The 23,747-nt window shown below is 73.6% G+C and carries 20 protein-coding genes and 1 tRNA gene; 10 read left to right on the plus strand and 11 right to left on the minus strand.

Annotation, left to right across the window (positions count from 1 at the left end; translation table 11 throughout):
* Positions 1 to 64 precede the first annotated feature (64 nt).
* From OO48_RS21245 to OO48_RS21265, 5 genes are all read right to left on the minus strand, one after another.
* On the minus strand, positions 65 to 727 hold the full coding sequence (locus tag OO48_RS21245) for an O-methyltransferase (protein WP_033218667.1): 663 nt from the start codon (positions 725 to 727) through the stop codon (positions 65 to 67).
* Positions 728 to 735: 8 nt separating this feature from the next.
* The gene (locus OO48_RS21250) at positions 736 to 1,554 is read right to left on the minus strand and encodes a class I SAM-dependent methyltransferase (protein ID WP_209439523.1); all 819 of its coding nucleotides are present in this window, start codon (positions 1,552 to 1,554) and stop codon (positions 736 to 738) included.
* On the minus strand, positions 1,551 to 2,912 hold the full coding sequence (locus OO48_RS21255) for a helix-turn-helix domain-containing protein (RefSeq protein WP_157845501.1): 1,362 nt from the start codon (positions 2,910 to 2,912) through the stop codon (positions 1,551 to 1,553). The genes OO48_RS21250 and OO48_RS21255 overlap by 4 nt, the downstream gene beginning before the upstream one ends.
* A gap of 358 nt (positions 2,913 to 3,270) precedes the next feature.
* Positions 3,271 to 3,942, minus strand: coding sequence for an NAD(P)H-binding protein (locus OO48_RS21260; protein WP_033218670.1), 672 nt, complete (start codon positions 3,940 to 3,942; stop codon positions 3,271 to 3,273).
* Positions 3,943 to 4,169: 227 nt separating this feature from the next.
* The gene (locus OO48_RS21265; protein WP_033218671.1) at positions 4,170 to 4,721 is read right to left on the minus strand and encodes an ArsR/SmtB family transcription factor; all 552 of its coding nucleotides are present in this window, start codon (positions 4,719 to 4,721) and stop codon (positions 4,170 to 4,172) included.
* A gap of 82 nt (positions 4,722 to 4,803) precedes the next feature.
* On the opposite strand from OO48_RS21265, the gene OO48_RS21270 reads away from it, so the two are divergent.
* The 4 genes from OO48_RS21270 (at position 4,804) to OO48_RS21285 (ending at position 10,335) form a co-directional block, all read left to right on the plus strand.
* Complete coding sequence (locus OO48_RS21270) at positions 4,804 to 6,129, plus strand: M20/M25/M40 family metallo-hydrolase (protein WP_209439524.1); 1,326 nt, start codon at positions 4,804 to 4,806, stop codon at positions 6,127 to 6,129.
* Positions 6,126 to 7,871 (plus strand): S9 family peptidase, encoded by a 1,746-nt coding sequence (locus OO48_RS21275; protein WP_033218673.1) that lies wholly within the window; start codon positions 6,126 to 6,128, stop codon positions 7,869 to 7,871. Before OO48_RS21270 ends, OO48_RS21275 begins: the two co-directional genes overlap by 4 nt.
* Before the next feature lie 237 nt (positions 7,872 to 8,108).
* The gene (locus tag OO48_RS21280; protein WP_051732403.1) at positions 8,109 to 9,581 is read left to right on the plus strand and encodes an MFS transporter; all 1,473 of its coding nucleotides are present in this window, start codon (positions 8,109 to 8,111) and stop codon (positions 9,579 to 9,581) included.
* Positions 9,582 to 9,741: 160 nt separating this feature from the next.
* The gene (locus OO48_RS21285) at positions 9,742 to 10,335 is read left to right on the plus strand and encodes an NADPH-dependent FMN reductase (protein WP_033218677.1); all 594 of its coding nucleotides are present in this window, start codon (positions 9,742 to 9,744) and stop codon (positions 10,333 to 10,335) included.
* A 145-nt stretch (positions 10,336 to 10,480) separates the two neighbouring features.
* Here the strand turns inward: OO48_RS21285 and OO48_RS21290 are convergent, their stop codons facing one another.
* On the minus strand, positions 10,481 to 11,299 hold the full coding sequence (locus OO48_RS21290; RefSeq protein WP_033218679.1) for an MBL fold metallo-hydrolase: 819 nt from the start codon (positions 11,297 to 11,299) through the stop codon (positions 10,481 to 10,483).
* 493 nt (positions 11,300 to 11,792) lie between these two features.
* Positions 11,793 to 11,872 (minus strand) — tRNA-Ser (locus OO48_RS38450).
* Positions 11,873 to 12,633: 761 nt separating this feature from the next.
* On the opposite strand from OO48_RS38450, the gene OO48_RS38970 reads away from it, so the two are divergent.
* Positions 12,634 to 12,789, plus strand: a complete 156-nt coding sequence (locus OO48_RS38970) for a DUF6131 family protein (protein ID WP_167346467.1) — start codon at positions 12,634 to 12,636, stop codon at positions 12,787 to 12,789.
* Positions 12,790 to 13,136: 347 nt separating this feature from the next.
* Here the strand turns inward: OO48_RS38970 and OO48_RS21300 are convergent, their stop codons facing one another.
* Entirely contained in the window at positions 13,137 to 13,652 is a 516-nt protein-coding gene (locus tag OO48_RS21300) for a DUF5994 family protein (protein WP_051732405.1), read from the minus strand.
* On the opposite strand from OO48_RS21300, the gene OO48_RS21305 reads away from it, so the two are divergent.
* The 3 genes from OO48_RS21305 to OO48_RS21315 all read left to right on the plus strand — a co-directional run bounded on the left by OO48_RS21305 (position 13,652) and on the right by OO48_RS21315 (position 17,549).
* Positions 13,652 to 14,734, plus strand: coding sequence for an HTTM domain-containing protein (locus OO48_RS21305; protein WP_051732407.1), 1,083 nt, complete (start codon positions 13,652 to 13,654; stop codon positions 14,732 to 14,734). The two genes, OO48_RS21300 and OO48_RS21305, sit on opposite strands and share 1 nt — an antisense overlap.
* A complete protein-coding gene (locus OO48_RS21310) occupies positions 14,731 to 15,141 on the plus strand; it encodes a thiol-disulfide oxidoreductase DCC family protein (protein WP_033218682.1) in 411 nt (136 codons plus the stop codon). The genes OO48_RS21305 and OO48_RS21310 overlap by 4 nt, the downstream gene beginning before the upstream one ends.
* Before the next feature lie 527 nt (positions 15,142 to 15,668).
* On the plus strand, positions 15,669 to 17,549 hold the full coding sequence (locus tag OO48_RS21315) for an amidohydrolase (protein ID WP_033218683.1): 1,881 nt from the start codon (positions 15,669 to 15,671) through the stop codon (positions 17,547 to 17,549).
* A 222-nt stretch (positions 17,550 to 17,771) separates the two neighbouring features.
* Here the strand turns inward: OO48_RS21315 and OO48_RS21320 are convergent, their stop codons facing one another.
* Complete coding sequence (locus OO48_RS21320) at positions 17,772 to 18,494, minus strand: alpha/beta fold hydrolase (RefSeq protein ID WP_033218684.1); 723 nt, start codon at positions 18,492 to 18,494, stop codon at positions 17,772 to 17,774.
* Between the two features lie 73 nt (positions 18,495 to 18,567).
* Positions 18,568 to 19,539: a hypothetical protein gene (locus OO48_RS21325; RefSeq protein ID WP_106970378.1), complete on the minus strand. Its 972-nt coding sequence runs from the start codon at positions 19,537 to 19,539 to the stop codon at positions 18,568 to 18,570.
* Positions 19,540 to 19,906: 367 nt separating this feature from the next.
* Here OO48_RS21325 and OO48_RS21330 point away from each other — a divergent pair, with 367 nt between their 5' ends.
* The gene (locus tag OO48_RS21330) at positions 19,907 to 20,743 is read left to right on the plus strand and encodes an alpha/beta fold hydrolase (RefSeq protein WP_033218688.1); all 837 of its coding nucleotides are present in this window, start codon (positions 19,907 to 19,909) and stop codon (positions 20,741 to 20,743) included.
* A gap of 168 nt (positions 20,744 to 20,911) precedes the next feature.
* The gene (locus OO48_RS21335) at positions 20,912 to 21,349 is read left to right on the plus strand and encodes an SsgA family sporulation/cell division regulator (RefSeq protein ID WP_033218690.1); all 438 of its coding nucleotides are present in this window, start codon (positions 20,912 to 20,914) and stop codon (positions 21,347 to 21,349) included.
* 33 nt (positions 21,350 to 21,382) lie between these two features.
* Here the strand turns inward: OO48_RS21335 and OO48_RS21340 are convergent, their stop codons facing one another.
* Entirely contained in the window at positions 21,383 to 23,641 is a 2,259-nt protein-coding gene (locus OO48_RS21340; protein WP_033218692.1) for an ATP-binding protein, read from the minus strand.
* Between the last annotated feature and the right edge of the window lie 106 nt (positions 23,642 to 23,747).

The following is a 23,747-nucleotide window of genomic DNA, read 5'->3' on the forward strand; positions in this document are numbered from 1 at the left end:
GGAGTCCCCCGACAGGCTGTCGGGGGACTCCCTGGTCGCCGGGCCCGTCTCCGGGCCCGCGGTGTCAGCGCTTGCGGGCCAGCGTGATGCCGTCGGCCATGGTGAGCATGGAGACGTCCACGCGGGGATCGTCCCGCAGCGCCGTGTTGAGGGCCCGGACCGCGACGGTGTCCGGGTCGTGGCTGTCGGGGTCGACGACCCGGCCGAAGAAGAGCGTGTTGTCGATGACGACCAGCCCCTGCGGACGGGTGAGGCCGAGCGCGGCCTCGTAGTAGGTGCCGTAGTTCGCCTTGTCGGCGTCGATGAACACGAGGTCGAAGCTCTCCTTGCCCCGCTCGTCCAGGAGGGCGGCCAGGGTCTGCGCCGCGTCGCCGATGCGGACGTCGATGCGGTCGGCGACGCCGGCCCGCCGCCAGTAGTCCGCGCCGATGGCCGGCCACCGCCCGTTGAGGTCGAGGGTGACGAGCGTGCCCCCCGGCGGCAGCGCGCGGGCCATACACAGCGTGCTGTAGCCGGTGAAGGTACCGATCTCCAGGACCGACCGGGCGCCGGCCAGGCCCACCAGGAGCGCCAGCAGTTGGCCCTCCTCGGCCATCACCTGCATGGCCTGGCCGCCGGGCAGCCCGGCGGTCTGCTCCCGCAGTTCGGCCAGCAGGGGGTCATCGCGCAGGGAGACGGCGCGGACGTACTCGCGGATTTGCGGGGTGGCCACGATCTGCTCTGCCATCGCGCGGTTCACCGCCGCCTGGCGGTGCAGGAGAAGGACAGCGGGATCGGGTCGCCGGGGATGCGCCAGTTGTGCTCGCCGTCGGGCACCATCAGCGGGAGCCGCTGGCGGGCGTCGTAGGGGACCTCCCGGACGCGCTCGATGGTCAGACCGGCGTTGATGAGGGCGTTGAGGACCTCCTCCACGCTCCAGCGCCAGCCGTAGATGCTGTGGGTCTCGACCTCCACCTCGTCGGCGATCTTGTCGGCGTAGCTGGAGGACATCTCGTGGTGCACGTGCCGGGACTGGAACAGCGAGCGGGCGAGCCGCAGTTCGCCGTCGACGTCGCTGAAGAGGGTGAGCATGGGGTGGATCTCGACGACGGTGAGGGTGCCGCCCGGCTTGACGTACTGTGCCGCGGTCTTGGCCCAGCCGTCGATGTCGGGCAGGAAGGACAGGGTGCCGTACCCGGTGAAGACCATGTCGAACTGGGCGTCGAGGACGTCGGGCAGGTCGTAGAGGTTGGCCTGGACGAAGGTGGCGTCGAGGTCGAGTTCGGCGGCGAGTCCGCGGGCGATGTCGATGGCCTCGTCGGAGATGTCGGTGCCGGTGACCTTCGCGCCCAGGCGGGCGAGCGAGAGCGAGTTGACGCCGATGTGGCACTGGAGTTCGAGCAGGGACTTGCCGCTGACGTCGCCGAGCTCCTCCTGCTCCAGCTTGCGCAGCATGTTGTGGCCCTGCTTGAACCTCTCCACGTTGTAGTAGGAGGACTGCATGTGCGCCCGTGCTCGCAGGTTGAAGCCTTCCCGGTTGGCCGATATCTTCTCGAGGTCACTCATGGAGGTCATCGCTGTTTCCCTTCGGCGTGGATGGGCGGTTGGGTGCGGTCGCCGACGACCAGCGGGCCCAGCTCGCGGCGGTTGGCCACCCCGAGCTTCTGGTAGGCGCGGCCCAGGTAGTTGTCGACGGTGCGGGCGGACAGTGCCAGCCGGTGTCCGATGACGGGGCTGGTGAAGCCGCCGGCGGCCAGGAGCACGACGTCCCGTTCGCGGCTGGTGAGGTCGACCAGTGGCGCGGTCAGTTGCAGCAGCGGGGTCGTCGCGGTGGGACAGGCGAGGGTTCTGGGGGGTGCGCAGGTGCGGCGCAGGGCGGCCGCGGCGGTGACCGCCTCCGCGGCGAGCAGGTCCATGCCCAGCTCGGTGAACTTCTCGGCGACGAGGTCCAGGGCCGCGGGGTCGGAGCGGGCCAGTGCGGCCGCCGCGGCGGCCAGGGTCGGCACGACCGGTCCGGGGACCAGGTCGGCGAGCGCGGCCAGGCGGTGGCGGACGGCGTGGGGGTTGCCCAGGCGGGCCGCGTCGTAGCTCGCGGTCGCTTCGACGGCGTACTGGCCCAGGGCCATGGCGGTGTCGGCGGCGGCCAGGGCCTGGCGGGCGGCCAGGGTGGTGTTCCCGCCGGCCGCGGTGGCCCAGGCCCGGCTGAGGGTCGACCAGGGCAGGAAGAGGCGGTTCTCGTGCCGCCGGTCCTGGTCGGCGCCCCGGTCCCCGAAGACGGCGAGTGCGGCGGGGCGCGGTGCCAGCATGAGGCGGGGAGCGGGGCCCTCGAACGGGTGCGGGGCGCCGACCGTGTCGGCGACCCTGCCGCGCATCGCCAGCCAGCCGTCGGCCAACGCGGTGTTCCCGGCGGCCAGTTCGTGGCGGTAGCCGTTCTCGGCGATGCGGCACGCGTGGCGCACCTGACCCGCCATCAGCAGCGCGAAGCAGTGCACGTAGCCGATCTCGGCGAACCAGGGCCGGCCCGGCCCGGGCGGGTCGGCGGGCACCGGGTCGAACCAGTGGGGCGCCCGGGCCGCGACGACCAGGGTGGTGACCGCCGACCGGATCGCCGGGTCGAGCACGTGCCGCTCGGCCGGGGACGGTTCGGGGACGGCGCCCTCGGCGGCGCAGCGGTCCAGGAGCAGCAGGTCGGCCCAGTGGTCCCGGGCCGGGTGGCCCCCGGCGTCGTCCTCCGCTCCCGGGCGGGCGGCCGCGCCGACGCCCGTCGCCTCCCAGGAGGAGACGGCGGCCGCGGTCACCGCCCAGTGGGTGCAGCCGACCGGGGCGTCCGGCGGACAGTGGGGCGGCGGCTCGGCCACCGCGGGGGAGACTAATCGGTGCGCGGCGGATTCGTTCGCCAATGCCGCTTTCGCGATGCCGTTGCTGGTGATCACGCTGCCGACCCGATGCGTCGGCCTTGCTTCGGCAATTGACTGCACGGCAAACAACCCCCCGGTGCGCTGAAAGGAGACATTTCATGTGGCAATCCGCGTCCGGAAAGGGACCGGACGGGAAGCGAGCGGTATTCCGCCGTCCGCTTTTCCGGCAGGGCGCGGTGCGTCGCCGTTCGCGCGGCGTTCCGCACCGCTCCCACCGGGGCCTGCGGCCGGCCCGTGGTTCCCGGACCGCGCCGGCGGGCATTCGCGGATTCCCGGTGCCGGTGCCCGCGCCGGGAATCCGCTCCGGGCCGTGCCGCGCCGCCCCGGCGCCCCGGCGCGGGGGGTGGCGCGGACGCGGTCCGCGGAGTACGGCCTAGGCGTCGACCGCCTTCTCGATGGGGGTCGACCCGCCGACCACCACGTAGATGCGGCCGGCGGTCCCGGGCCGGTCGACGAGCGCCTCCAGGACGCCGGCGACGTCCTCCCGGGCGACCTGGTCGAACCTGGCGTGCCGGGGCGCGACCTTGGCGCCGACGGTGAGTTCGACGGTGCCCTCGCCACCGCCGTCGGTGAGCACGCCGGGCCTCAGGACCGTCCAGTCCAGCTCGGTGCGGGCGAAGATGTGCTGCTCGGCGGCGTGCTTGGCCCGCAGGTAGACGGCGTAGCCCTCGCCGATGCCGCGCTCTTCGGCGCAGCCGACGTTGATGGAGCTGACGTGCAGGAACCGGCGCACGCCGGCCTTCTCGGCCGCGTCCATGACGAGCACGACGGCGGCGCGGTCCATCTTGTCGCGGCGTGCGGCGGTGGCGCTGTTGCCCGAGCCGGCGGAGAAGACGACGGCGTCCGCCCCGGCCACGACCGCGGCCACCTCGTCCACCGTCGCGCGCTCGAGGTCGAGCAGGGCGGCGTCCCCGCCGATCTTCCTGATGTCCTCGACGTGACGGGGGTTGCGCACGATGCCCACGACGGAGTCGCCCCGTCGCGCGAGCCGCCGGGTCAACCGCATGGCGATCTTCCCGTGGCCACCGGCAATGACAATCTTCATTCGTTAACCTTTTCCGGATTCAGTGCTTCGGGTCTCCCCGGATTCAGTACCGAGGGTGTGCGGAACCACCACGCCGAGCCCGTGCCGCGCCAACGGCCCGCACCGGCGGGTTGCCCGGCCCGGACGCCGACTTGCACGTTCGAAAAAGCGGAACCGTGCCGTCGCCCCTCCGGTCGCCGTGGCGGCTCCGGGCGTTCCGCTCGAATAATGAATGAGTCAAGCATTGGTCACGGCGATCGGTCAATCGTGTCTGTCCCGTTGTTTTCACGGGGGTCGGGGTCCAACGGCGGGCGGGCGACCAACGACCACAGGTAGCTCAGCGGCTCGCCGTCGGCCTCGTCGGCGTACTCGGCGATCAGCGCCTCGATCCGGCGGTGCAGCGCGTCCACCGACTCGGGGCGCAGCCGCAGCACCCCGCGCTTGGCGCCGCGTCCGGAGTCCTTGCCCGCGGCTATCAACTCGGTGCGGTGGGCGCCCAGTACGGCGAGATCGACCTGCTGGGCCAGGCCGGAGTCGTCGGGCGGGATGATCAGACCCCGGGTGCGCGCGGTGGCCCGGTAGGGCCGCTGCAGCGCGCCGTGCTCGCCGGTGCACACCGGTTCCGCCACCAGGAAGTCGGTCTTCACCAGGGCGCGGACGTGGCGCAGGGTGGTGGCGGGAGCGAGGTCGAGCTCGACCGACAGCTCCTTGTTGGTGAAGGCGCGGTCCAGGCACAGCCGGAGGATGCGCCAGCGTACCGGGTGTCCGAGCGCTTTGAGGTCTTCGATGGTCGCTTCCACACCTGGACTCTACCTTGCCAACACGCCGTCAGTTTGCTTGACTGCGTATCGATTTCATTCTGTGCAATCGGTTGGAGGGTCTGTGATCAAGCAGCTCCAGGAGTGGGTCGAGGCCCGCGATCTGGACGGTGAGCTGGCGGACTGGATCTCCCGGCCGAGCATCAGCCGCACCGGTGAGGGCATGGTCGAAGCCGCCGCCCACGGTCTTCGCCTCTTACGGGCCTCGGGCCTGCGGGCCCGCGAGGTCGACACGGGCGGCTGGCCCGCGCTCGTGGGCACCGCCGACGGCCCCGGACCGCACGTCCTGATCTACGGGCACTACGACGTCCAGCCCGCCGGACCGCTGGAACTGTGGACCTCTCCCCCCTTCGTCCCCTCCATCCGCGACGGCCGCATGTACGGCCGCGGCACCGGGGACAACAAGGGACAGCACCTCGCACAACTCCTGGGACTGCGCGCCCTGCGGGAACTGACCGGCGGGTTCCCCTGCCGCGTCACGGTCCTGCTCGACGGCGAGGAGGAGATCGGCAGCCCCAACCTCGCCGCGGCCGTGCGCCAGGTCGGCCGGCCCGATCTGGTGATCTGGAGCGACGGCCCCGTCCACGACTCCGGCAGGGCCAGCGTGGTCCTCGGCGTCCGCGGCATCCTGATGTTCGAACTGCGCGCCCGGGGCGCCAACCGGCCCCTGCACTCGGGCAACTGGGGCGGAATCGCCCCCAACCCGGCCTGGACCCTGGTGCAGTTGCTGGCCACCATGCGCACGGCCGACGGAACCGTCACCGTCCCCGGCTTCGCCGACCACGTCGCCCCGCTGACCGGCGGACAACTCGCCGCCCTGGCCGACCTCCCCGTCGACGTCGCCACGACGCTCCGGGCGATCGGCGCGACCGGCATGGAACCGCCCACCGCCATGGGGTTCCACGAACGCCTGACCCGGCCCACCCTGACCGTCAACTCCCTCAGCTGCGAGGACTCCGGCGACCACCGCGCGGTGATCCCCGACGTCGCCATCGCCCGCTGCGAGGCCCGCCTGGTCGGCGGCCAGAACCCCGACCAGGTCGCCGACGCCATCCGGCGCCACGTCGCCGAGCACGCCCCCGGCGTCGAATTCGTCCCCGGCGCCGCCATGGCGCCCTCCACCACGCTGCCCGAGACCCCCTACACCGCCACCATCCTCCAGGCGGTCGAGGACGTCCTGGGCCAACGGCCCCTGCTGGTGCCCTCACTCGGCGGGAGCCTGCCCATGGCCGTCCTCAGCGACGAACTCGCCTGCCCCTGCTACGGCGTGCCGCTGGCCAACGCCGACGAAGCCAACCACGCGCCCGACGAGAACTTCGACCTCGACCGGTTCCGCCGCGGGATCGTCGCCGCCGCCAGCATCCAACTCGCCCTGGCGGCGAGCTCGTGACGCTCTGGGGAGCCTGGCCCGCCAAGGACGGCTTCGCGTACGTCGGGGACGACTCCGGGCGCCCGCAGCCGTGGTTCCAGACCTGGGCCGGCGAACGGCGCGTCCTCCCGGTCGACGGCGCGGTCACCCGCCTGGCGTGGCGGCCCGACGAGAGCCGCCTGCTCGCCGTGGTCGACGTCACCGGCGGCCAGGACTACCGTCTGGCCGAGATCGACCCCGCCACCGGCGACGTGGAGTGGATAGCCCGGGAGCCCGGCGTCCGACGCGAGATAGGCGTGCCGTACTCCACCGCGAGCACCCCCTACAGCCCCGACGGCCGCCTGCTCGCCTACGCCACCAGCGCACGCGACGCCACCTGTCTCGACGTGTACGTGCGCGACCTGGCCACCGGCGTCTGCACGATGGTCCTGCAGGGCGACGACCGCTACGTGCCCGTCTGCTTCTCCCCCGACTCCCGCCGGCTGCTCGTCCTGAAGTTCCACCAGAACACCGACCAGGACCTGTACGAGTGCGACCTCGCCACCGGCCGCACCCGGCACCTCACCCCGCACGAAGGCCCCGCCAAGTACCAGCCCGGCGGCTGGAACGAGGACGGCATCCACCTGTGCACCACCGAGGGCCGCGACCACCTCGGCGTCGCCCTGCTCGTACCCGGCCACCCCCTGCGGTGGATCGCCACACCGGACGCCGACATCGAGAACGTCATCGTCGGCCCCGACCGGGTCCTGTGGGCCGTGCCCGAGGACCAGCGCACCGTCCTGTGCGCCCCCGGCACCCGCATCGAGCTGCCGGGATTCGCCTCCCAGCCCTTCGGCTACGACGGCTTCGTCCCCCGCTTCAGCGCCGCGGGAGACCTCCTCGCCCAGGTCGGCGCCCCCGACCGGGCCACCCAGTTCTTCTCCGTCGACCCGGACACCGGCCGCACGCACCAGCTCACCCACTTCGGCGAGGACCTGCCCGACGGCCTCGTCGCCCCGCGGACGGTCCACTTCACCTCGGCCGACGGGCTGGAGATATCCGGCCTGCTCTACCGCCCGCCCACCGCGACCGGCCCCGTCCCCGCGGTACTGACCATCCACGGCGGCCCCGAATGGGCGGCGCTGCCCGTCCACGACCCCCTGATCCAGCGCCTGGTCCGCGCCGGCATCGCCGTCCTGGCGCCCAACGTGCGCGGATCCACCGGCCGGGGACTGGCCTACCAACGCCTGATCTACCGCGACTGGGGCGGCGGCGACCTCGCCGACTTCGACGCCGCCGCGCAGTACCTGCGCAGCCTGCCCTGGGTGGACGGCGACCGCCTCGGCGTCCACGGCATGTCCTACGGAGGCTTCGCCGCACTCAGCTGCCTGGCCCGACTGCCCCACCACTGGCGCGCCGGCATCGCCATCTGCGGACCCGCCGACCTCGAAACCGACATCCGCGCCCTGCCGCCCACCTGGAGCCGCCGCGTCACCGAATGGATCGGCGACGTCGACGACCCGCAGGACCTGGCCAGGCTCAGACAGGCCAGCCCCCTCACCCACGCGGCCGCCATCCGGGCCCCCCTGCTGCTCGCCCACGCCGAAGGCGACACCACCGTCGCCATCAACGCCACCGAGCAACTCCACAGGAAGCTCGTCGACTTGGGCAAGACCGTGCGCTTCATCCGCCTCTCGCGCGGCCACCTCCCCGACGACCGGGACGAACGCGACGAACTCGACGCCGCCTTCACGCAGTGGTTCCAGGACCACCTCGAGCCGTGACGGGACAGGCACGACCACGGCCGGCGGACACCGCCGCCCGCCCGGGGGGCCACGCGCCCCCACCGCACACGACCGAAAGCACACCCATGAGACGCACCGCGCACACCGCACCGGCCGCCCCCCGACCCGGCCCGACCGGCCGGGACGCCCTCGCGGCCCCTGCGACCGGCACCGGCCCGTCGCACCCCCCGCACCACTGACCAGCATCCGAAAAACCCGGAAGGGACAGGCACACCCATGCCTTCTGCAGTCGCCGGCGCCGAAGCGCCACCTCGCCGACGCCTCGGCTTGATCCTGGCACTGCTGGCTTTCGCCCAGTGCATCTACGCTGTTGACTACAGCATCGTCTTCGTCGCGCTGCCCGAGATCCGCACCGGTGTCGGCTTCTCCGCACAGACCCTCCAGTGGGTCGTCAGCGCCTACGCCGTCGCCTTCGGCGGCTTCCTGCTGCTCGGCGGCCGCGCCGCCGACCTCTTCGGCCGCCGCCGGATGTTCACCTTCGGCCTGTTCCTCTACGCGGCCTCCTCGCTCGCCGGAGCACTCGCCGGCGACCCCACCACCCTGATCGTGGCCCGCGCGGTCCAGGGCATCGGCGGCGCCTTCCTCGCCCCCGCGACCCTCTCGCTGGTCACCACCACGTTCGCCGAAGGCCCCGAGCGCAACCGCGCCCTGGCCATCTGGGGCGGGGCCGGCGGCAGCGGCATGATCCTCGGCTCCCTCCTCGGCGGCGTCCTGACCGGAGCCTTCGGCTGGGCGTCGATCTTCTTCGCCAACGTCCCCCTGGCCGGCGGCGCCATGCTGCTCGCCTTCGCCATCATCCCCAAGGACGCCCCCCGCCAGAGCACCGACGCACGCAAGTTCGACCTCCCCGGTGCCCTCACCGCCACCGTCGGATCGACCCTGCTGGTCTTCACCCTCGTCCAGGGCCCCGAATCCGGCTGGACCTCCCCGACCATCCTGGTCACCGCCGCCGTCGCCGTGCTCATCCTCGCGGTCTTCTTCACCATCGAGGGCCGCGGCCCCGACCCGCTGCTGCCGCTGCGGCTGTTCCGCAACCGCAACCTGAGCACCGGCACCGTGGTCACCTTCATCTTCATGGGGACCTTCGGCGCACTGCCCTACTTCTTCACCCTCTACTTCCAGAGCGTGCACGGCTACTCGGCCACCAAGAGCGGCATCGCCTTCCTCCTTCCCTGCGTCGGGGTGCTCATCGGCAACCTGTCCGGCGGGAAACTGGCCACCCGCTTCGGCGTGCGCGCCACCCTGACCGGCGCCCTGCTGCTGGGCCTGGTCGGCACCATCGCCTTCGCCTTCTCCGTCTCGCCCAACGGCACCTACCTGCAACTGGTGCCGGGCGTCCTCGTCCTCAGCCTCGGCCAGGGCACCATCTTCACCGCCATGTACGCCGCGGCGACCACGGGCGTCGCGGCCGAGGACCAGGGCATCGCCTCGGGCGTCGCCTCCACCGGCCAGCAGGTCGGCGCCGCGGTCGGCCTCGCCGTCCTGGTGGCGATCGCCAACTCCGGCCACGAGGGACTGACCGGCGAGGCGCTGCGCGTGGCCACCTCCGACGGGGTGCGCACCGCCATGTGGGCCACCGTCGTCGGCATCGTGCTGATCATGCTCGTCGTCCTGAACTTCAGGCGCACCCCCGCGGCCCCGGCCGTCGAGGAGCCCGAGCACCAGGACGGCGTGGCCTCCGCCGTGTGACCCGAACGAGCGGACGGTGGTCCCACTCCGTGCTCACCGAGCGCGGGTGGGATCACCGTCTGCTTCCGCCCGACGCCCCGCCCCGACACCCCGCCCACCCCACTACCGCAACCCGCACCGCGAACACCCCAGATCCCCGAAAGAGAAGGAGGCGCAACCAGTGCACCGGATCGTGAACGTGGTCGGTGTCGGCGGTTCGAGCCGGCCCGGATCCACCGCCGAACAGGCCCTTCGGATCGTCCTGGACGCGGCAGAGAGACGCGGCGCGTCGGTGCAGCTGATCGCGGGCCCCGCGCTGGCCATGCCGCTGTACGACCCCCGGCAGCGCACCACCACCCCGCAGGCCGCCCGACTCCTGGCCGCCATCTCCGGCGCGGACGGCCTCGTCCTGGCCAGCCCCGCCTACCACGGCGGCATCTCCGGCCTGGTCAAGAACGCCCTCGACCACGTCGAGGAACTGCGCGAGGGCGCCCGGCCCTACTTCAGCGAACGGGCCGTCGGATGCGTGGCCGTCGCCCACGGCTGGCAGGGCGCGGTCTCCACCCTGGCCGCCCTGCGCGACGTCACCCACGCCTTGCGCGGCTGGCCCACGCCCCTGGGCGCCGCCATCAACACCTCGACGGCGCGCTTCTCACCCGCCGGCGAGTGCAAGGACGACCACGTCCAAGCACAACTGGAGGAGATCGCCGCCCAGGTCGTCGAGTTCGCCACCCTGCGCGCCCTCGCCGAGACCCCGACCGAAAGCCTCCGCTGAGCACCGGCCACCGGCACCGCCCCCTCGCCGCGACGGGCCCGCCGCGGTCGGGGACGGGCCGCCCCGGAGACTCACCGCTCCCCGGGGCCGCCCGTCCCCGGCCGCCCGCGCCGGGCCGCCGTGCGCCCTCGCGCACCCGGCCGGGTCAGCCGATCGGCGCCGCGAGGTACTCCAGCGCGTAACCACCGCCGGCCGGACTCACCCGGGCGATGCCCGGGGAGTCCAGGTGCGCCCCGGCCACGAAGTGGTCCGGCCGCGCGAGCCGTTCGAGCAGGGCCGCCCGCGCGGCCCGGGCCCGGGGCTGGTCTCCGTCGAGCTCCCAGGACACCTCCGGCCGGTCGAACTGCAGCGTCGGGACGTGGACGGTGTCGCCCCACACCAGCAGGTGCCCGCCACCGCTGCTGATGTCGTAGACGGTGTGCCCGGGCGTGTGGCCGGGCGCGGGGAGCGCGGTCGCCCAGCCGTTGATCGCGACCTCCTCCGTCACGGGCACGACCCGGTCGCGGATCGGCTCCAGCCGCCCCGTGAACACGGACGCGTCGGCCGCACCGATCCACACCCGCTCGAGCTTGCCGAACGCTTCCGAACCGTCCGGCGCGATCAGACCGCTCACGTGGTCCTCGTGCCGGTGGGTGATGGCCACGTCGGTGATGTACCCCCGGTCGACCTCCGCCTCCTCGAGGGCCTCGTAGATCAGCCCCATCGTCGGGTCGTGCCAGACGTTCGACGCACCGGTGTCGATCAGGAGCGACGACGTGCCGTCGGTGACGAAGAAGGCGTTCACCGACAGGCGCAGGTTCTCGCCCGCCAGCGGAACGGCGGCCGGCAGCACGTCGAGCGCGCGCCCGTCCTCCCCGCGCAGCCGTGTCGGCGGCATGTCGATGTACCCGTCCCGCAGCGACACCACCTGCAGATCACCGAACTCGAACGTGGCGTGGAGCCGGCCACCAGAGACCAAACGCATGGAACCTCCATCGTGCTGAGCGTCTTCTACACACGGACCACCCCCGCCCTCCGCCCCCGCGGTCGCGCCCGAACAGCCCGACCACCGCCGTCCGGCACCCGTGCCGGAGCCGGCGTCCTCCCCGGGGAACACTCCCGATGCTGGCCCACCACCCACCCCGGCACCGGCCGAACCCCCCGACATCACCCGTTCGTGGCCCACCACTCCCGACCGCCCCCGCCCCGCCCACGCAGGCGCAGACGGGACCGCCTGGATCCTCGACAACGCCGACCGCGAAGAACTCGGCACCCCCGTCCGCCGCGCCCGCCGCTTCGCACGCCGGCGCCCGCGCCCCCACCGGCCGCGACACGCCCACCGCACCCCGTGCACCGACGGCCCCACCGAGCAGTGCCCGTGTGGCCCGGCGACCACCATGCGGCCACCAGCCGACGCGGCAACAGGGAGATCCGGCACCCGGTCTCCCGAGCACCGGCTCCCACAACCGACTCCACAGCCGGGACGACAGGATTCGAACCTGCGATCCCCCGCCCCCAGCGGGGGTCTTCCTCCCGAAGTCGCAGCAGGTGCGACCCGCGGTGCCCGTCGCTGGCCGCGGCTCCGGAGCCCTGCGGCATCGGGCCGGTCCGGGTGCCCGCGGTCTGCTCCCGGGCGTGGTCGGGCCCTTGGCCGGGGCCCCGCGCTGCTGGGCGGACTCGTCGCGGTAGCCCGCGGCCGTCGCCGCGTCGTCGGGGGCGGCGACCAGGAGGAGGCGTCCGCGAAGGATGATCACGGCGCGCTTCCAGCGGGTCTACGCCGCATGCCTACGGTCCACGCCGGGGCTACACTGGCGCCTACACCGTAGGACTACGAACTTTGCGTCCCCGGTGCTCACCTCCAGCACGACCCCGGCACGACGGAGGAGGCGTCGACATGGCCGCCACCCCCGTTCACACGACCGACCGGGGCGCCGGACCGCCACCCGCGGAACGGCTCGGCCTGGAGCGCACGCCGGCCTGTGCACTGGAGACCGTCGACCGCGAAGGCGTCGAGAAGCCGTCCACGCGGCGTCCGGCCCGCGCCTCGGGCCACGACCCGATGAGTCCGTACCGCCTCCCGCTCCGCGAGTTCCCCCTCCCGCGCGGCCTCGCCGCCGAACTCGCCTCCCACGACGGGGCCGCCGAACTCGAACGCGGCCTCGACATCACCCCTCACCCTCGGAACCCCCTGGCCCGCCGCGAGCACCGGCCCCGGCCCGGTCTCCGGCCACCACAGCAGCGACACCACCGGAAGGAGCAGCACCGACTCCGTCCCGCGGAGCACCGCACCACCCGGGGGGAACAGCAACGAAGGTCATCATGATCATTCTCGGAGTCATCCTCCTCGTCATCGGCTTCCTCGCCGGCATCCCGGTCCTGTGGACCATCGGCATCATCCTCGCCGTCGTGGGCCTCGCCCTGGTGCTTGCGGGCGCCCTCGGCCACGAGGTCGCCGGACGCCGCCACTACTGGTGACACGGCACCAACTCGCCTGCACCGACGGGGCGCCCGACCCGCTGCGGCCGGGCGCCCCGCACCCGAACGGCCCGCACCCACGAGGTCTGCGCCGCACCCCACCGGACGCGCTCCGTCTCCACCGGCACCGGGCACCGGCCACGGGGAAGATCACCGGGGAGAGGTCTGCGGCCCCCGCGCGGTCGCGGCCGGTCCGCACGGCGCCACCGGTGGACGACGAGCCGCGTCCGCCCCGGCGGCGCTCACCGTCCGAACACGCGTGCCGCTCCAGCCTCTTGGGGGAAGCCGGAGCGGTCGACGGCCCCGGGCGGTCGCACCGAGCCGTCCGCCGACGGGTCGCCCGCCGACTACTGGGGCGCGGGCCAGGAGGCGGCCCGGCTCCTGGCGGCGCCCGCCCGCCGGTCGGCCGCGTCGGCGCCGCCGGGAGGCGCGACGGACGACGGCAGGAAGCCGGAACCGGGTGCCGGCCGCGCCCCGCCGCCCGCGGCGTCCGCGGCGTCCGCAGCGAGCAACTCGCTCGCGGTCCTGGTGTTCGCCGGGTCGGCGGCCTCGGCCATCAGCCGCGCGGCGTCGGCGCTGTCCGTCCGCGGCGGGACGACCAGCAGCTCCAGCCGGCGCGGGGCGTACGAGCACACCATGATCATGTGCTCGTCCTGCTCGGTGGTGTACCAGCCCGCGTGGACGGTGTGCCCGGTGACCGGGATGCGCCGGGGGATGACGGGCCACTGGGCGGGGTTGACGGTGATCCGGGTGATCCGGCCCCACCGCCCGTCGATCTCGGCGGCCAGGGAGGGGAGTTCGAGGAGGAGATCGCGCGAGCGGGGCCACCAGGCTCCGTCCAGGGCTCCGCCACGTCGGGGCACTGGGCGGCGCCGTCACCGATCGGCCGGTCTCCCTCCGCACGACGGCGGTGCTGCGCATCGGGTACGGCTTCCTCTACCTCGTCTTCCTGTTGCGGGAGTTCCCGCACCGCGACGAGATCTGGGGCCCCGGTTCGCCGTGGACGCCCGCCCTGGCGAGACAGCTCTTCGACCAGACCGGCTGGTTCAGCCTCCTCACCCTGTCCGACAGCCGGGTGTACTTCGAGCTCTGCTACGCGACGGCCCTCGTCGTGTCCGCGCTGTTCATGATCGGCTGGCGGACCAGGGTGGTGTCGATCCTGTTCGCCGTCCTGGTGGCCTCGTTCCACGCGCGGGCCATCTTCATGACGGACGGAGGGGACAACCTCATCCTCCTCATGGCCCTGTACCTCTGCTTCACGGCGTGCGGCCGACGCTGGTCGCTCGACGCGCGCAGAACCCGGCCGCGGCCCTCCCCGGTGCGGACCGGCAGCCCGCCGCCCCGCACCGGACCGTCCGGGCTCTGGCAGCAACTCCTGGCGGCCCAAAGGGTCTTGAGTACGGTGCTGCACAACTGCGCCGTGGTCGTCATCGCCGTCCAGGTCTGCATCGTCTACGGCTCCGCAGGCCTGTACAAGGTGCAGGGCGGCTCCTGGGAGAACGGGACCGCCCTCCACTACGTCGTGAACCTCGATCTCTTCCGGCCGTGGCCCGCGCTGTCGCTCCTGGTGGACAGCCACCCCCTGCTGATCGCCGTTGCCACGTACATGACCGTGCTGCTGCAAGTGGCCTTCCCGTTCGTCCTGTTCAGCAGGCTGAAGTACGTCGTCCTGGTGATGCTGCTCGGCATGCACCTGGGCATCGCGATCCTCATGGGGCTTCCGCTCTTCTCCGGAGCCATGATCGTCGCGGACGCCGTGTTCCTTCCCGACCGCTTCTACGCGTTCCTGGGAGAGCTGTGGCGCCGCACGTTCCGGCCCGCGGTCGCCGGGGACACAGAGGACCCGCACCGCGCCGGGAGTTCGGCCGTACCCCCGCAGCCGGGCTCGCCGACCGATGCCACAGCGCATCAGGAGCTCTCTCGACAGCGGGCGGAGGAGCGATGAGCGGCGCCCCCGACACCTCCGAACCGCTGCTGGCGTACGACGGGGACTGCGCCTTCTGCCAGGCCGCGATCGACCGGATCCGCCGGAAGGCGGCGCCACGGATCGACGCCGTGCCGTGGCAGGCCCTGCCGGAACGGCTCACCGCCCCGCACCTGTCGCGGCTGGACCGGGAGGTGCTCCTCTTCCACAACGAGGCGGTCCACGCGAGCGGAGCCGACGCGCTGGCCCGCTTCGTCGGCTCCTCGCCGGCCCGCGGGTACCGACTGGCCGCTGCCGCGCTGAGCCTGCCCGGCATGCGGACCTGCGCCCGTCGGGTCTACGCCCTGGTGGCGAGGAACAGGCAACACCTGCCCGGCGGAGCGGCCTCCTGCGCCCTGCCCGGTTGCACTGACCGCGGAGGTTGGTGATGGGGGCCGCGGACGGGTGATCTTGAAATGAGCTGCGCTGACCTTCGTGGAGTCCTCGAAGCCTGGATCGCGACCCAGGCTTCGAGGAGAACCAGGAGCTGTGCCACCACCACGCAAGCACCCACCCCGATGAACTCCGCGACCAGGAACTGGTTCCGCTGGTCACAGCCGCGTGGGAGGACTCCGGCCGCACCTGCGGTACCCGGGGCGGCTCAGACGATTTCGGCATGACGCCGAGACTGGCGCCGTGTTCGACGACGGCGTTCTTGTAGGCCGTGCCGGCCCGGGAGGCGCCGGGGCCCTCCCGCCGCCGCGCCCCGGGGACCCGGTGCGTTCGCAGGCCGAAAGGGTGCGCTGCCGGACAACGCGCGAAGGAACGGAAGTCCTAACGTCGTTCCCCGGCGGTCGGCGGGACCGGGGCGGGTGGACCGCCACCCGGCCGTCGCACGCCCTCCCTGTTCCGTGCCGGACGGCATGTCAGCTTCGCCGTTCGGAATCACCGTTTGGAGTCCTCCCAGGTGCCTACGATGCCAGTCGGCGGAATGGTGCCCCGCGCCGCCGCCGACGACGCCGCGGACGTGATCGTCCGCAACGCCCGGATCCACACCGGCGACCACCGCCACCCCCACGCGACAGCGCTGGCCATCCGCGACGGCCGGGTGCGGGCGGTGGGTGACGACGCCGAGGTGGTCCCCCTGGTCGGCCCCGGCACGACGGTGGTCGACGCGCTCGGCCGACGTGTCGTGCCGGGCCTCAACGACTCGCACCTGCACGTGATCCGCGGGGGCCTGAACTACGTCCTGGAACTGCGGTGGGACGGTGTCACCTCGCTGCGCCAGGGCCTGTCCATGCTGCGGGAGCAGGCGGCCCGGACCCCCAGGGGGCAGTGGGTGCGCGTGGTGGGCGGCTGGTCGGCCGAGCAGTTCGCCGAGCGGCGGCTGCCCACTCCGGCCGAGCTGAACGCCGCCGCGCCGGACACTCCGGTGTTCGTCCTGCACCTGTACCAGGCGGCGATCATGAACAAGGCGGCGCTGAAGGCCGTCGGGTACACCAGGGACACCCCCGACCCCCGGGGCGGGCACATCGTCCGGGGCCGCAACGGCGAGCCCAACGGCATGCTGCTGGCCGCCCCCGGCGCGCTGGTCCTCTACTCCACGCTCGCCAAGGCCCCGGTGCTGGAGGGCGAGGACCGGAAGACCTCCACCCTGCACTTCCTGCGCGAGCTGAACCGCTTCGGACTGACCTCCGCGATCGACGCCGCCGGAGGCTTCCAGAACTTCCCGGACAACTACGGCACGGTGGCCGAGCTGGCCGAGGAGGGGCGGCTGTCACTGCGGATCGCCTACCACCTGTTCCCGCAGACCGCGGGCCAGGAACTCGACGACCTGACCCGCTGGGTCGGGTCGGTCCGCCCCGAGGACGGCGACGAGTGGCTGCGACTCAACGGCGCCGGCGAGAACCTGACCTGGGCCGCCGCCGACTTCGAGAACTTCGCCGAACCCCGCCCGGAGCTGGCGGGCGACTACGAGGGCGAGTTCGAGAGGGCGGTGCGCCTGCTGCTGGAGAACGGCTGGGGCTTCCGGCTGCACGCCACCTACGACGAGACCATCCGGCGCGACCTGGCGGTGTTCGAGAAGCTCGCCGCGGAAGGGCTCTTCCCGGGCGGCAACCGGTGGCTGTTCGATCACGCGGAGACCGTCTCCCCCGACAGCCTGGACCGGATAGCGGCCCTGGGCGGCGCGATGTCCGTACAGAACCGGATGTCGTTCCAGGGCGAGGCCTTCGCCCGGCGGTACGGCCCGGGCACGGCCGCCGACGCCCCGCCGGTGCGGGCCATGCTGGAGCGCGGCCTGACCGTCGGCGCCGGTACGGACGCCACCCGGGTGTCCAGCTACAACCCCTGGGTCGCCCTGCACTGGCTGGTCTCCGGCCGAACGGCGGGCGGCCTGTCCCTGCGTCCGCCGCAGAACCGCGTCGACCGGGAGACCGCACTCGCCATGTTCACCCGCGCCGGCGCCGAGCTGACCGGCGAGGAGGACGTCAAGGGCATCCTGGCCCCCGGTTTCTACGGCGACCTGGCGGTGCTGTCCGACGACTTCTTCACCGTGCCGGAGGAGGAGATCCCGCACATCGAGTCCGTGCTGACCGTGGTCGGTGGACGGATCGTGCACGCGGAGGCCGAGTACGAGGGGATGGCCGAGGAGCTTCCGCCGGTCAGCCCCGGGTGGAGCCCGGTCAACCGCTTCGGCGGGTACCAGGCCGCCGGAAGGCGCCGGGGCTCCGGTGTCCGGCAGGCGGAGCTGCTGGGACAGGCCGCCGCCGAGTCGGAGGAGCACCGGCAGTGGCGCGCCCGGCGCCGCCCGGGCCCGGAGGCCGGCACCGAACTGTTCGATCCCTGCTTCATGTGACCGACCCCGGAGCCCGCGCGCGGCACAGCCCGGTGCCCCCGGCGAACTACTCGTTCGCCGGGGGCACCGGGCTGTGCCCGGACACCGGGCTGTGCCCGGACACCGGGCTGTGCCCGGACACCGGGACGCAACGACGCCGGGGCTCCCACGGCGGACGGTGACTCGTTCGAGTCGTCCGCCGCAGGAGCCCCGGCGCGGTGGCGAGGGTGGCCCGGCGGCCGGTCAGCGGACGGCGCGGACGGCCTCCTCGATCAGGTCGGCGACGCGTTCGGGGTGGGAGAGCATCACCAGGTGCGAGGAGTCGACCTCGACGGTGGTCATGCCGGCCCGGCGGTAGCCGTGGCGTTCCACTTCGGGGTTGATCGTGCGGTCCGCCGCGGCGACCAGGCCCCAGGACGGCTTGGTCCGCCAGGCCGCGGCCGGGGCCTTCTCGCCGAAGGCCTGGGCGGCCAGCGGACGCTGGGACACAGCGAGGACGGCAGTGAGGGCGGGGTCGACGTCCGCGGCGAAGACCCCGTGGAACTCGTCGACCCGGACCGAGACGTCCGTGCCCTCCGCCGGCGAACCCTCCAGCGGGAAGGGGGTGTAGACCAGCGCCCGGGCCAGGTCGGAGTCGGGGAACCCGCCCTGCAGCTCGCCCAGGCTCTCGCCCTCCTCCAGGGCGTAGCCCGCCAGGTAGACCAGCGCCTTGACGTTCTCCTCCGTCCCGGCGACGGTGATCACCGCGCCACCGTAGGAGTGGCCGACCAGGACGACCGGTCCGGGGATCTGGCGGACGACGGAGGCGAGGTAGGCGGAGTCGCCCAGCAGGCTGCGATTGGGCACGGCCGGGGCCACCACCTTCAGGCCGCGGTCGAGCAGTTCGGGGACGACGCGGGCGAAGCTGGACGCGTCGGCGAACGCGCCGTGGACCAGGACGACGGTCGGGCTGTCGGTACGTGACATGGCGGAACATCCTTTCGGGGAAGGGCGGGAAGGGCGGAGGGGCCTGCGGACCGGCGGGCCGCCTCCGGCGGCGTCATCGGCCGGGGGCGATCCGGGCGGCGAGGACGTCGGGGTCGTGGTCGGTGAAGTAGGCGGCGCTCGCGATGTACGCCGTGTCACCGCGTACGGCCACGGAGGTCGGACCCTCCAGTCCGTCGGCGGCCGTCAGCACGACGAGGTGGGTGCCGTCCGGCTGGACCAGCGCGACCTCGTTGTCCGCGTTGATCGCGGCCAGCAGGGTGTCGCCGGGGCCGGTGAAGTCGAAGTCGTCGATGTTCACCAGGCCGGTGGCCCGGATCCGGACGGGGCCGGCGGCGCCCCCGGGGCCGATCGGGACGCGGAGCACGGTCCCCCGGTCCAGGTTGGTCACCCAGACCGCGCCGTTGTGGACCTTGACGCCGTTGGCCCCCAGGAACCCGGCGGGCTCCAGCTCCGGCCCGGTGGCCCACGGGACGGGCGCGCCTCCGGTGGTGGGAACGCGCCAGACGACGCCGAGGACCGAGTCGGCCGCGTACAGCGCGTCGCCGCGCGGGTCGAGGGCCAGGCCGTTGGGCAGGCCGTCGGCCGGGAGCGCGGCGACGCGCTCCGGCGTGCCCCCGGGGCTCAGGCGCCACAGCCCGGTCAGGTCGCCGGTGCCGGTGGCGTACAGGAAGTACAGCGTTCCGTCCTGGGCTCGGACGATGCCGCCGAGGAAGGGCGCGGTCAGGGCCGGGGTGACGGCGTCGGCGGGGGGAGCCGGCAGGGTCGCGAGGACGTCCACCCGGCCGTCGCGGGTGATGCGGGCGACCTGACGGCCGTAGGCGAAGGTGACGTCGGCACTCCCGTCCGGCTCCAGGGCGATGTTCTCCGGGCGCTGTCCGGCGGCGAGGTCGAGGTGCGCCACGAAACGCACCCGCGCCGCCGGAGCGCCGGTCGCGGGGGCGGCGGCCGTCATGGCGAGGGCGGCCACCGCCAGTGCGGCGGCCGCGCCCAGGACGCCGGTGGGCGTCGCCGTCTTGGTCTTCATCATCGGTTCCTTCTGTCGGTTGGTCGGTCCCCCGTCGGACCGCGCCGGCGCTCGGTCGGCGGCCGCACCTCGTCGGCGCGGTCGGTGGACTCCGCCCGCCGGCGGGGAAGTCGGGCGGGGACGGGCCCGGAGAAGGACGCTAGGTGCGGTCCGGAGCGCCGCCTTGTCCGCGGGTGCCCCGCCGCTGGCCTGCCCGTGCCCGGCCCCGGCCCGGCGGTGACGCCTGGGCGGCCTGCGCTCCGGGCCGACGGCGGCCGGACCCTCACGGGCAAGGGGCGGTGCGCGCAGAGCACAGGGGGGTTCCGGCGCCCGGCCTAGCGTGGGCAGCCGTGCCACCGGGCACGTACCGACGAAGGAGCAGACACCCATGCCGTACATCACCGTGGGCCAGGAGAACACCACCCCCATCGACCTCTACTACGAGGACCACGGAGCCGGCCAGCCGGTCGTGCTCATCCACGGGTACCCGCTCGACGGCAGCTCCTGGGAGCGGCAGAGCGCCGCGCTGCTCGACGCGGGCTACCGCGTGGTCACGTACGACCGCCGGGGCTTCGGCCGCTCCAGCCAGCCGACCACCGGCTACGACTACGACACCTTCGCGGCCGACCTCCACGTGGTGCTGGAGACCCTCGACCTGCGGGACGCCGTGCTCGTCGGATTCTCGATGGGCACCGGCGAGGTCGCCCGTTACGCGTCCGCCCACGGCACCGCCCGGGTGGCCAAGGCCGTCTTCCTGGCCTCGCTGGAGCCCTACCTGCTCCAGACCGACGACCACCCGGAGGGGGCCGCCCCGCAGGCGTTCTTCGACGGCATCGTCGCCGCCGTGAAGGCGGACCGCTACGCCTTCTACACCGCCTTCCTGACGGACTTCTACAACCTCGACGAGAACCTCGGCACCAGGATCAGCGAGGAAGCCGTCCGCAAGAGCTGGAACGTCGCCGCGAGCGGCGGCTTCTTCGCCGCCGCCGCCGCGCCGTCGACCTGGTACACCGACTTCCGGTCCGACATCCCAGCCGTCGACGTACCGACCCTGATCGTGCACGGCACGGCCGACCGGACGCTGCCCATCGACCAGACCGGGCGGCTGTTCCACGAGGCGCTCCCGTCCGCCGACTACGTGGAGATCGAGGGCGCCCCGCACGGCCTGCTGTGGACCCACGCCGAGGAGGTCAACGCGGCCCTCCTCGCCTTCCTGGCGAAGTGACCCCCGCCCGGCGGTGCGCCCCCGGCCGGTTCCGGCGGGCGCACCGCCGGGGATGCCCTCGCGGGCAACGCCCCGTGCGTCCCCCGGCAAACCCCGTCCGGACGCGGCCCTAGGGTCGTTCGCAGAGGCTGTCGCCTCCTCCACGAACTTGCCGAACGGGTTTACGACATGACTCAGCAGTTTTCCGGCGCAGCCGCCATCTCGGTCACCCACGAGGTGGTGGCGCGCGTCGTCGTCGCGGACGAACCGCCGTTGTCCATGCCCGTCTCGTTGCGCTACGACAGGTCGGACCCGTACGCGGTGTGCCTCTCCGTCGGGGCGGCCCCCCGCGCGGTCGACTGGGTCTTCGCGCGCAGCCTCCTCGCCGCGGGACTGCTCCGGCCGACGGGGCTCGGCAACGTCCTGGTGACGCCCCGGTGCCACGGCGAGCGGGACTCGGTCGGGATCGTCTTCAGGTCCCCGGACGGGGAGGCGGTGCTGAGCATCGCGGCCCCGGCGGTCGCCGCCTTCCTCGGGCAGACCCGCTCGGTCGTTCCGCCGGGCACGGAGGGGCGCTACGTCGACCTCGACCGGGTGGTGGCCGAACTCCTGGCGGGCGGTGAGTGACCGGCCGGGGCGCGGGCGCCCCGGCGGCCGGTCTCACCGGGCGGGGAGCGAGTCCAGCAGGCGTTGCGCGATCGTCAGGTCGTTGCCGTCCACCGCGTCCCCGAAGGCGAGGAGGCGGCGGAAGCAGGAACGGGCCTCCTCGGTCTCCCCCAGTTCGATCAGGGCCCTGCCCAGCTCGATCAGCGTCTCGGCCTCCATCCCGGGGACCCCGATCCGTTGCAGTCCGAGCAGTCCGCTGCGCAGGTGGTCGGCGGCCTCCCGCCACCGCCCCAGAGCGGCGTAGTCGCGGCCGAGTCCGCCGATCGCCCGGGCGCGGTGGATGTCGGCGACGTACCCCGCCACCCGGCAGCCGGGCGCGTCCAGGAACGCCACGATGCGCTCGTGCAGGGCCATGGACTCCTCGGCCCGTCCGAGTTCGCGCAGGCACGACCGGTAGCCCATCGTGGCCTCGACCCAGCCGTCGTGGTCGCCGGCGGCCTCGTAGAGGTCGGCGGCGGCACGGAGCCGGTCGATGCGCTCCTGCGTCTCGCCGAGCCGGCCGTGCGGCCAGGACGCGTGGTACAGCGCCCGGGCCTGCTGGGCGACGTCCTGGGCGCGGCGGGCGCACTCCAGCGCCGCGTCGGCCTGGTCGACGGCCTCCCGGTACCGGTGGGCGAAGGACAGCGCCCAGGAGTACTGGTTGAGGTGGAACGCCTGCAGACGGGGGTCGTCGAGCGCGGCGGCGGCCAGGCTGGACAGGCGGTAGACCTCCGCCCAGTGCCCCCAGAAGGCGGACAGGTCGGCGAAACGCCTCAGGGCCTCCACGGTCCCCACGACCCGGGTGTGCTCGCCGCGGGCGGCGGCTCCGCGCAGGGCGGCGAACCAGGCGGGGGCCTCGGCTTCGAGCCAGCTGCGGGCCTGCTCGGGGCCGTCCGGCTGGGCCTGGGCCCGGTCCCGGAGGTGCGGCGGCGCGCCGGTGCCGGGTTCGAACCAGCGGCCGGCGCCCGTGGCGGTGTCGAGCAGCCAGGTGCACAGCCGGTCCTCGGCGGCGGCGCGCTCGTCGGGCGGGTCCTCGTCGGTCATCCGGTTGCGGGCGAAGAGCCGTATCAGGTCGTGGAGTTGGTAGCGGCCGGTGAAGGCGGCCTGGAGCAGTCCGGCTTCGACGAGTTCCTCCAGGACGTCCTCGGCGTCGAAGAGGCCGGTGGCGATGAGGGCGGCGCCGTAGGCCGCGGTGAAGTCGGGTGCCGGGACGAGGCTGAGCAGGCGCAGCACGCGGGCGGCCTGCGGGGTGAGCTGACGGTAGGAGAGTTCGAAGGCGGCTTCGACGCGGACGTCGCCGGCGGTGAGCGCGCCCAGGCGGCGTTCCTCGTCGGCGAGGCGGCGGGCGAGGTGGTCGACGCTCCAACCGGTGCGGACGGTAAGCCAGTTGGCGGCGACGCGCAGGGCGAGGGGGAGGTACCCGCAGAGTTCGGCGACGCGGGCGACGGCTTCGGGTTCGGTGTCGGCGCGCTCGGGGCCGAGGATCCGGCGCAGCAGGTGGACCGCGTCGTCGCGGGTCATCTCGATGAGCGCGAGCCGGTCCACGTCCTCCAGGCCGGTCAGCGGGCGGCGGCTGGTGACCAGGACCAGGCCGGCGCCGCCCGTGGGCAGCAGCGGACGGACCTGTCCCTCGTCGCGGGCGTTGTCCAGGACCACCAGGCAGCGGCGCTCGCCGAGCAGGGCGCGCAGCAGTCCGGCCTGGCCCTGCGGATCCTCCTGGGCCAGGCGGCGCTCCGACACGCCCAGCGCCTTCAGCAGCTTCAGCACCGCCTCACCGGCGTCGACGGGGCCGTCCACTCCGTGGAGGTCGACCATGAAGCGGCCGTCGGGGAACTCCCCGGCCAGGTCCGCCGCCGCCTTGACCGCCAGCGTGGTCTTCCCGCACCCCGGGGGGCCCGAGACGACCACCACCGACGTCCCGGCACCGGCGCGCGCCTTCCCGGCGGCCTCGCGCAGCCGGGCCAGTTCCGTCCCGCGTCCGGTGAAGTCCCCGACCGAGCGCGGCGGCACGGCCGTTCCGGTCACCGCGGTCGCACGGGTGGGGCGTGCGGCCCGCACGGTCGCCAGCAGCGACTCCCGTTCCGCGGCCGTCAGCCCCAGCCCTTCGGCCAGCGCCGCCACCGTGCGCCGCTGCGGAACGCGGCTGCGGCCGCGCTCCATGTCGCCGATCGCCCGGACGCTCACCCCGGACGCCTCGGCCAACTCCTCGATCGTCAGACGGCACCGCTGCCGCAGACCGCGCAGCACCGCGCCGAACGGCTCTTCCTCGGACACAAGTTCTCCCTGCTCTCCCCGACGGGGCGCGTGACGCGGTCCCCGCGCGGGCGAAGGGTGCGTCCCGCCGCCCGTCCGCTCTCCGCCCGACGTTTCCCGTGCCGCT

This window comes from Kitasatospora phosalacinea (assembly GCF_000716545.1).
Classification (GTDB): Bacteria; Actinomycetota; Actinomycetes; order Streptomycetales; family Streptomycetaceae; genus Kitasatospora; species Kitasatospora phosalacinea.

Bases quoted from the DNA above. Each gene is read 5' to 3' on its own strand.
- OO48_RS21245 (WP_033218667.1), bottom strand. From the start codon at position 727: ATGGCAGAGCAGATCGTGGCCACCCCGCAAATCCGCGAGTACGTCCGC.
- OO48_RS21250 (WP_209439523.1), bottom strand. From the start codon at position 1,554: ATGACCTCCATGAGTGACCTCGAGAAGATATCGGCCAACCGGGAAGGC.
- OO48_RS21260 (WP_033218670.1), bottom strand. From the start codon at position 3,942: ATGAAGATTGTCATTGCCGGTGGCCACGGGAAGATCGCCATGCGGTTG.
- OO48_RS21280 (WP_051732403.1), top strand. From the start codon at position 8,109: ATGCCTTCTGCAGTCGCCGGCGCCGAAGCGCCACCTCGCCGACGCCTC.
- OO48_RS21290 (WP_033218679.1), bottom strand. From the start codon at position 11,299: ATGCGTTTGGTCTCTGGTGGCCGGCTCCACGCCACGTTCGAGTTCGGT.
- OO48_RS38970 (WP_167346467.1), top strand. From the start codon at position 12,634: ATGATCATTCTCGGAGTCATCCTCCTCGTCATCGGCTTCCTCGCCGGC.
- OO48_RS21310 (WP_033218682.1), top strand. From the start codon at position 14,731: ATGAGCGGCGCCCCCGACACCTCCGAACCGCTGCTGGCGTACGACGGG.
- OO48_RS21315 (WP_033218683.1), top strand. From the start codon at position 15,669: ATGCCAGTCGGCGGAATGGTGCCCCGCGCCGCCGCCGACGACGCCGCG.
- OO48_RS21320 (WP_033218684.1), bottom strand. From the start codon at position 18,494: ATGTCACGTACCGACAGCCCGACCGTCGTCCTGGTCCACGGCGCGTTC.
- OO48_RS21325 (WP_106970378.1), bottom strand. From the start codon at position 19,539: ATGAAGACCAAGACGGCGACGCCCACCGGCGTCCTGGGCGCGGCCGCC.
- OO48_RS21330 (WP_033218688.1), top strand. From the start codon at position 19,907: ATGCCGTACATCACCGTGGGCCAGGAGAACACCACCCCCATCGACCTC.
- OO48_RS21335 (WP_033218690.1), top strand. From the start codon at position 20,912: ATGACTCAGCAGTTTTCCGGCGCAGCCGCCATCTCGGTCACCCACGAG.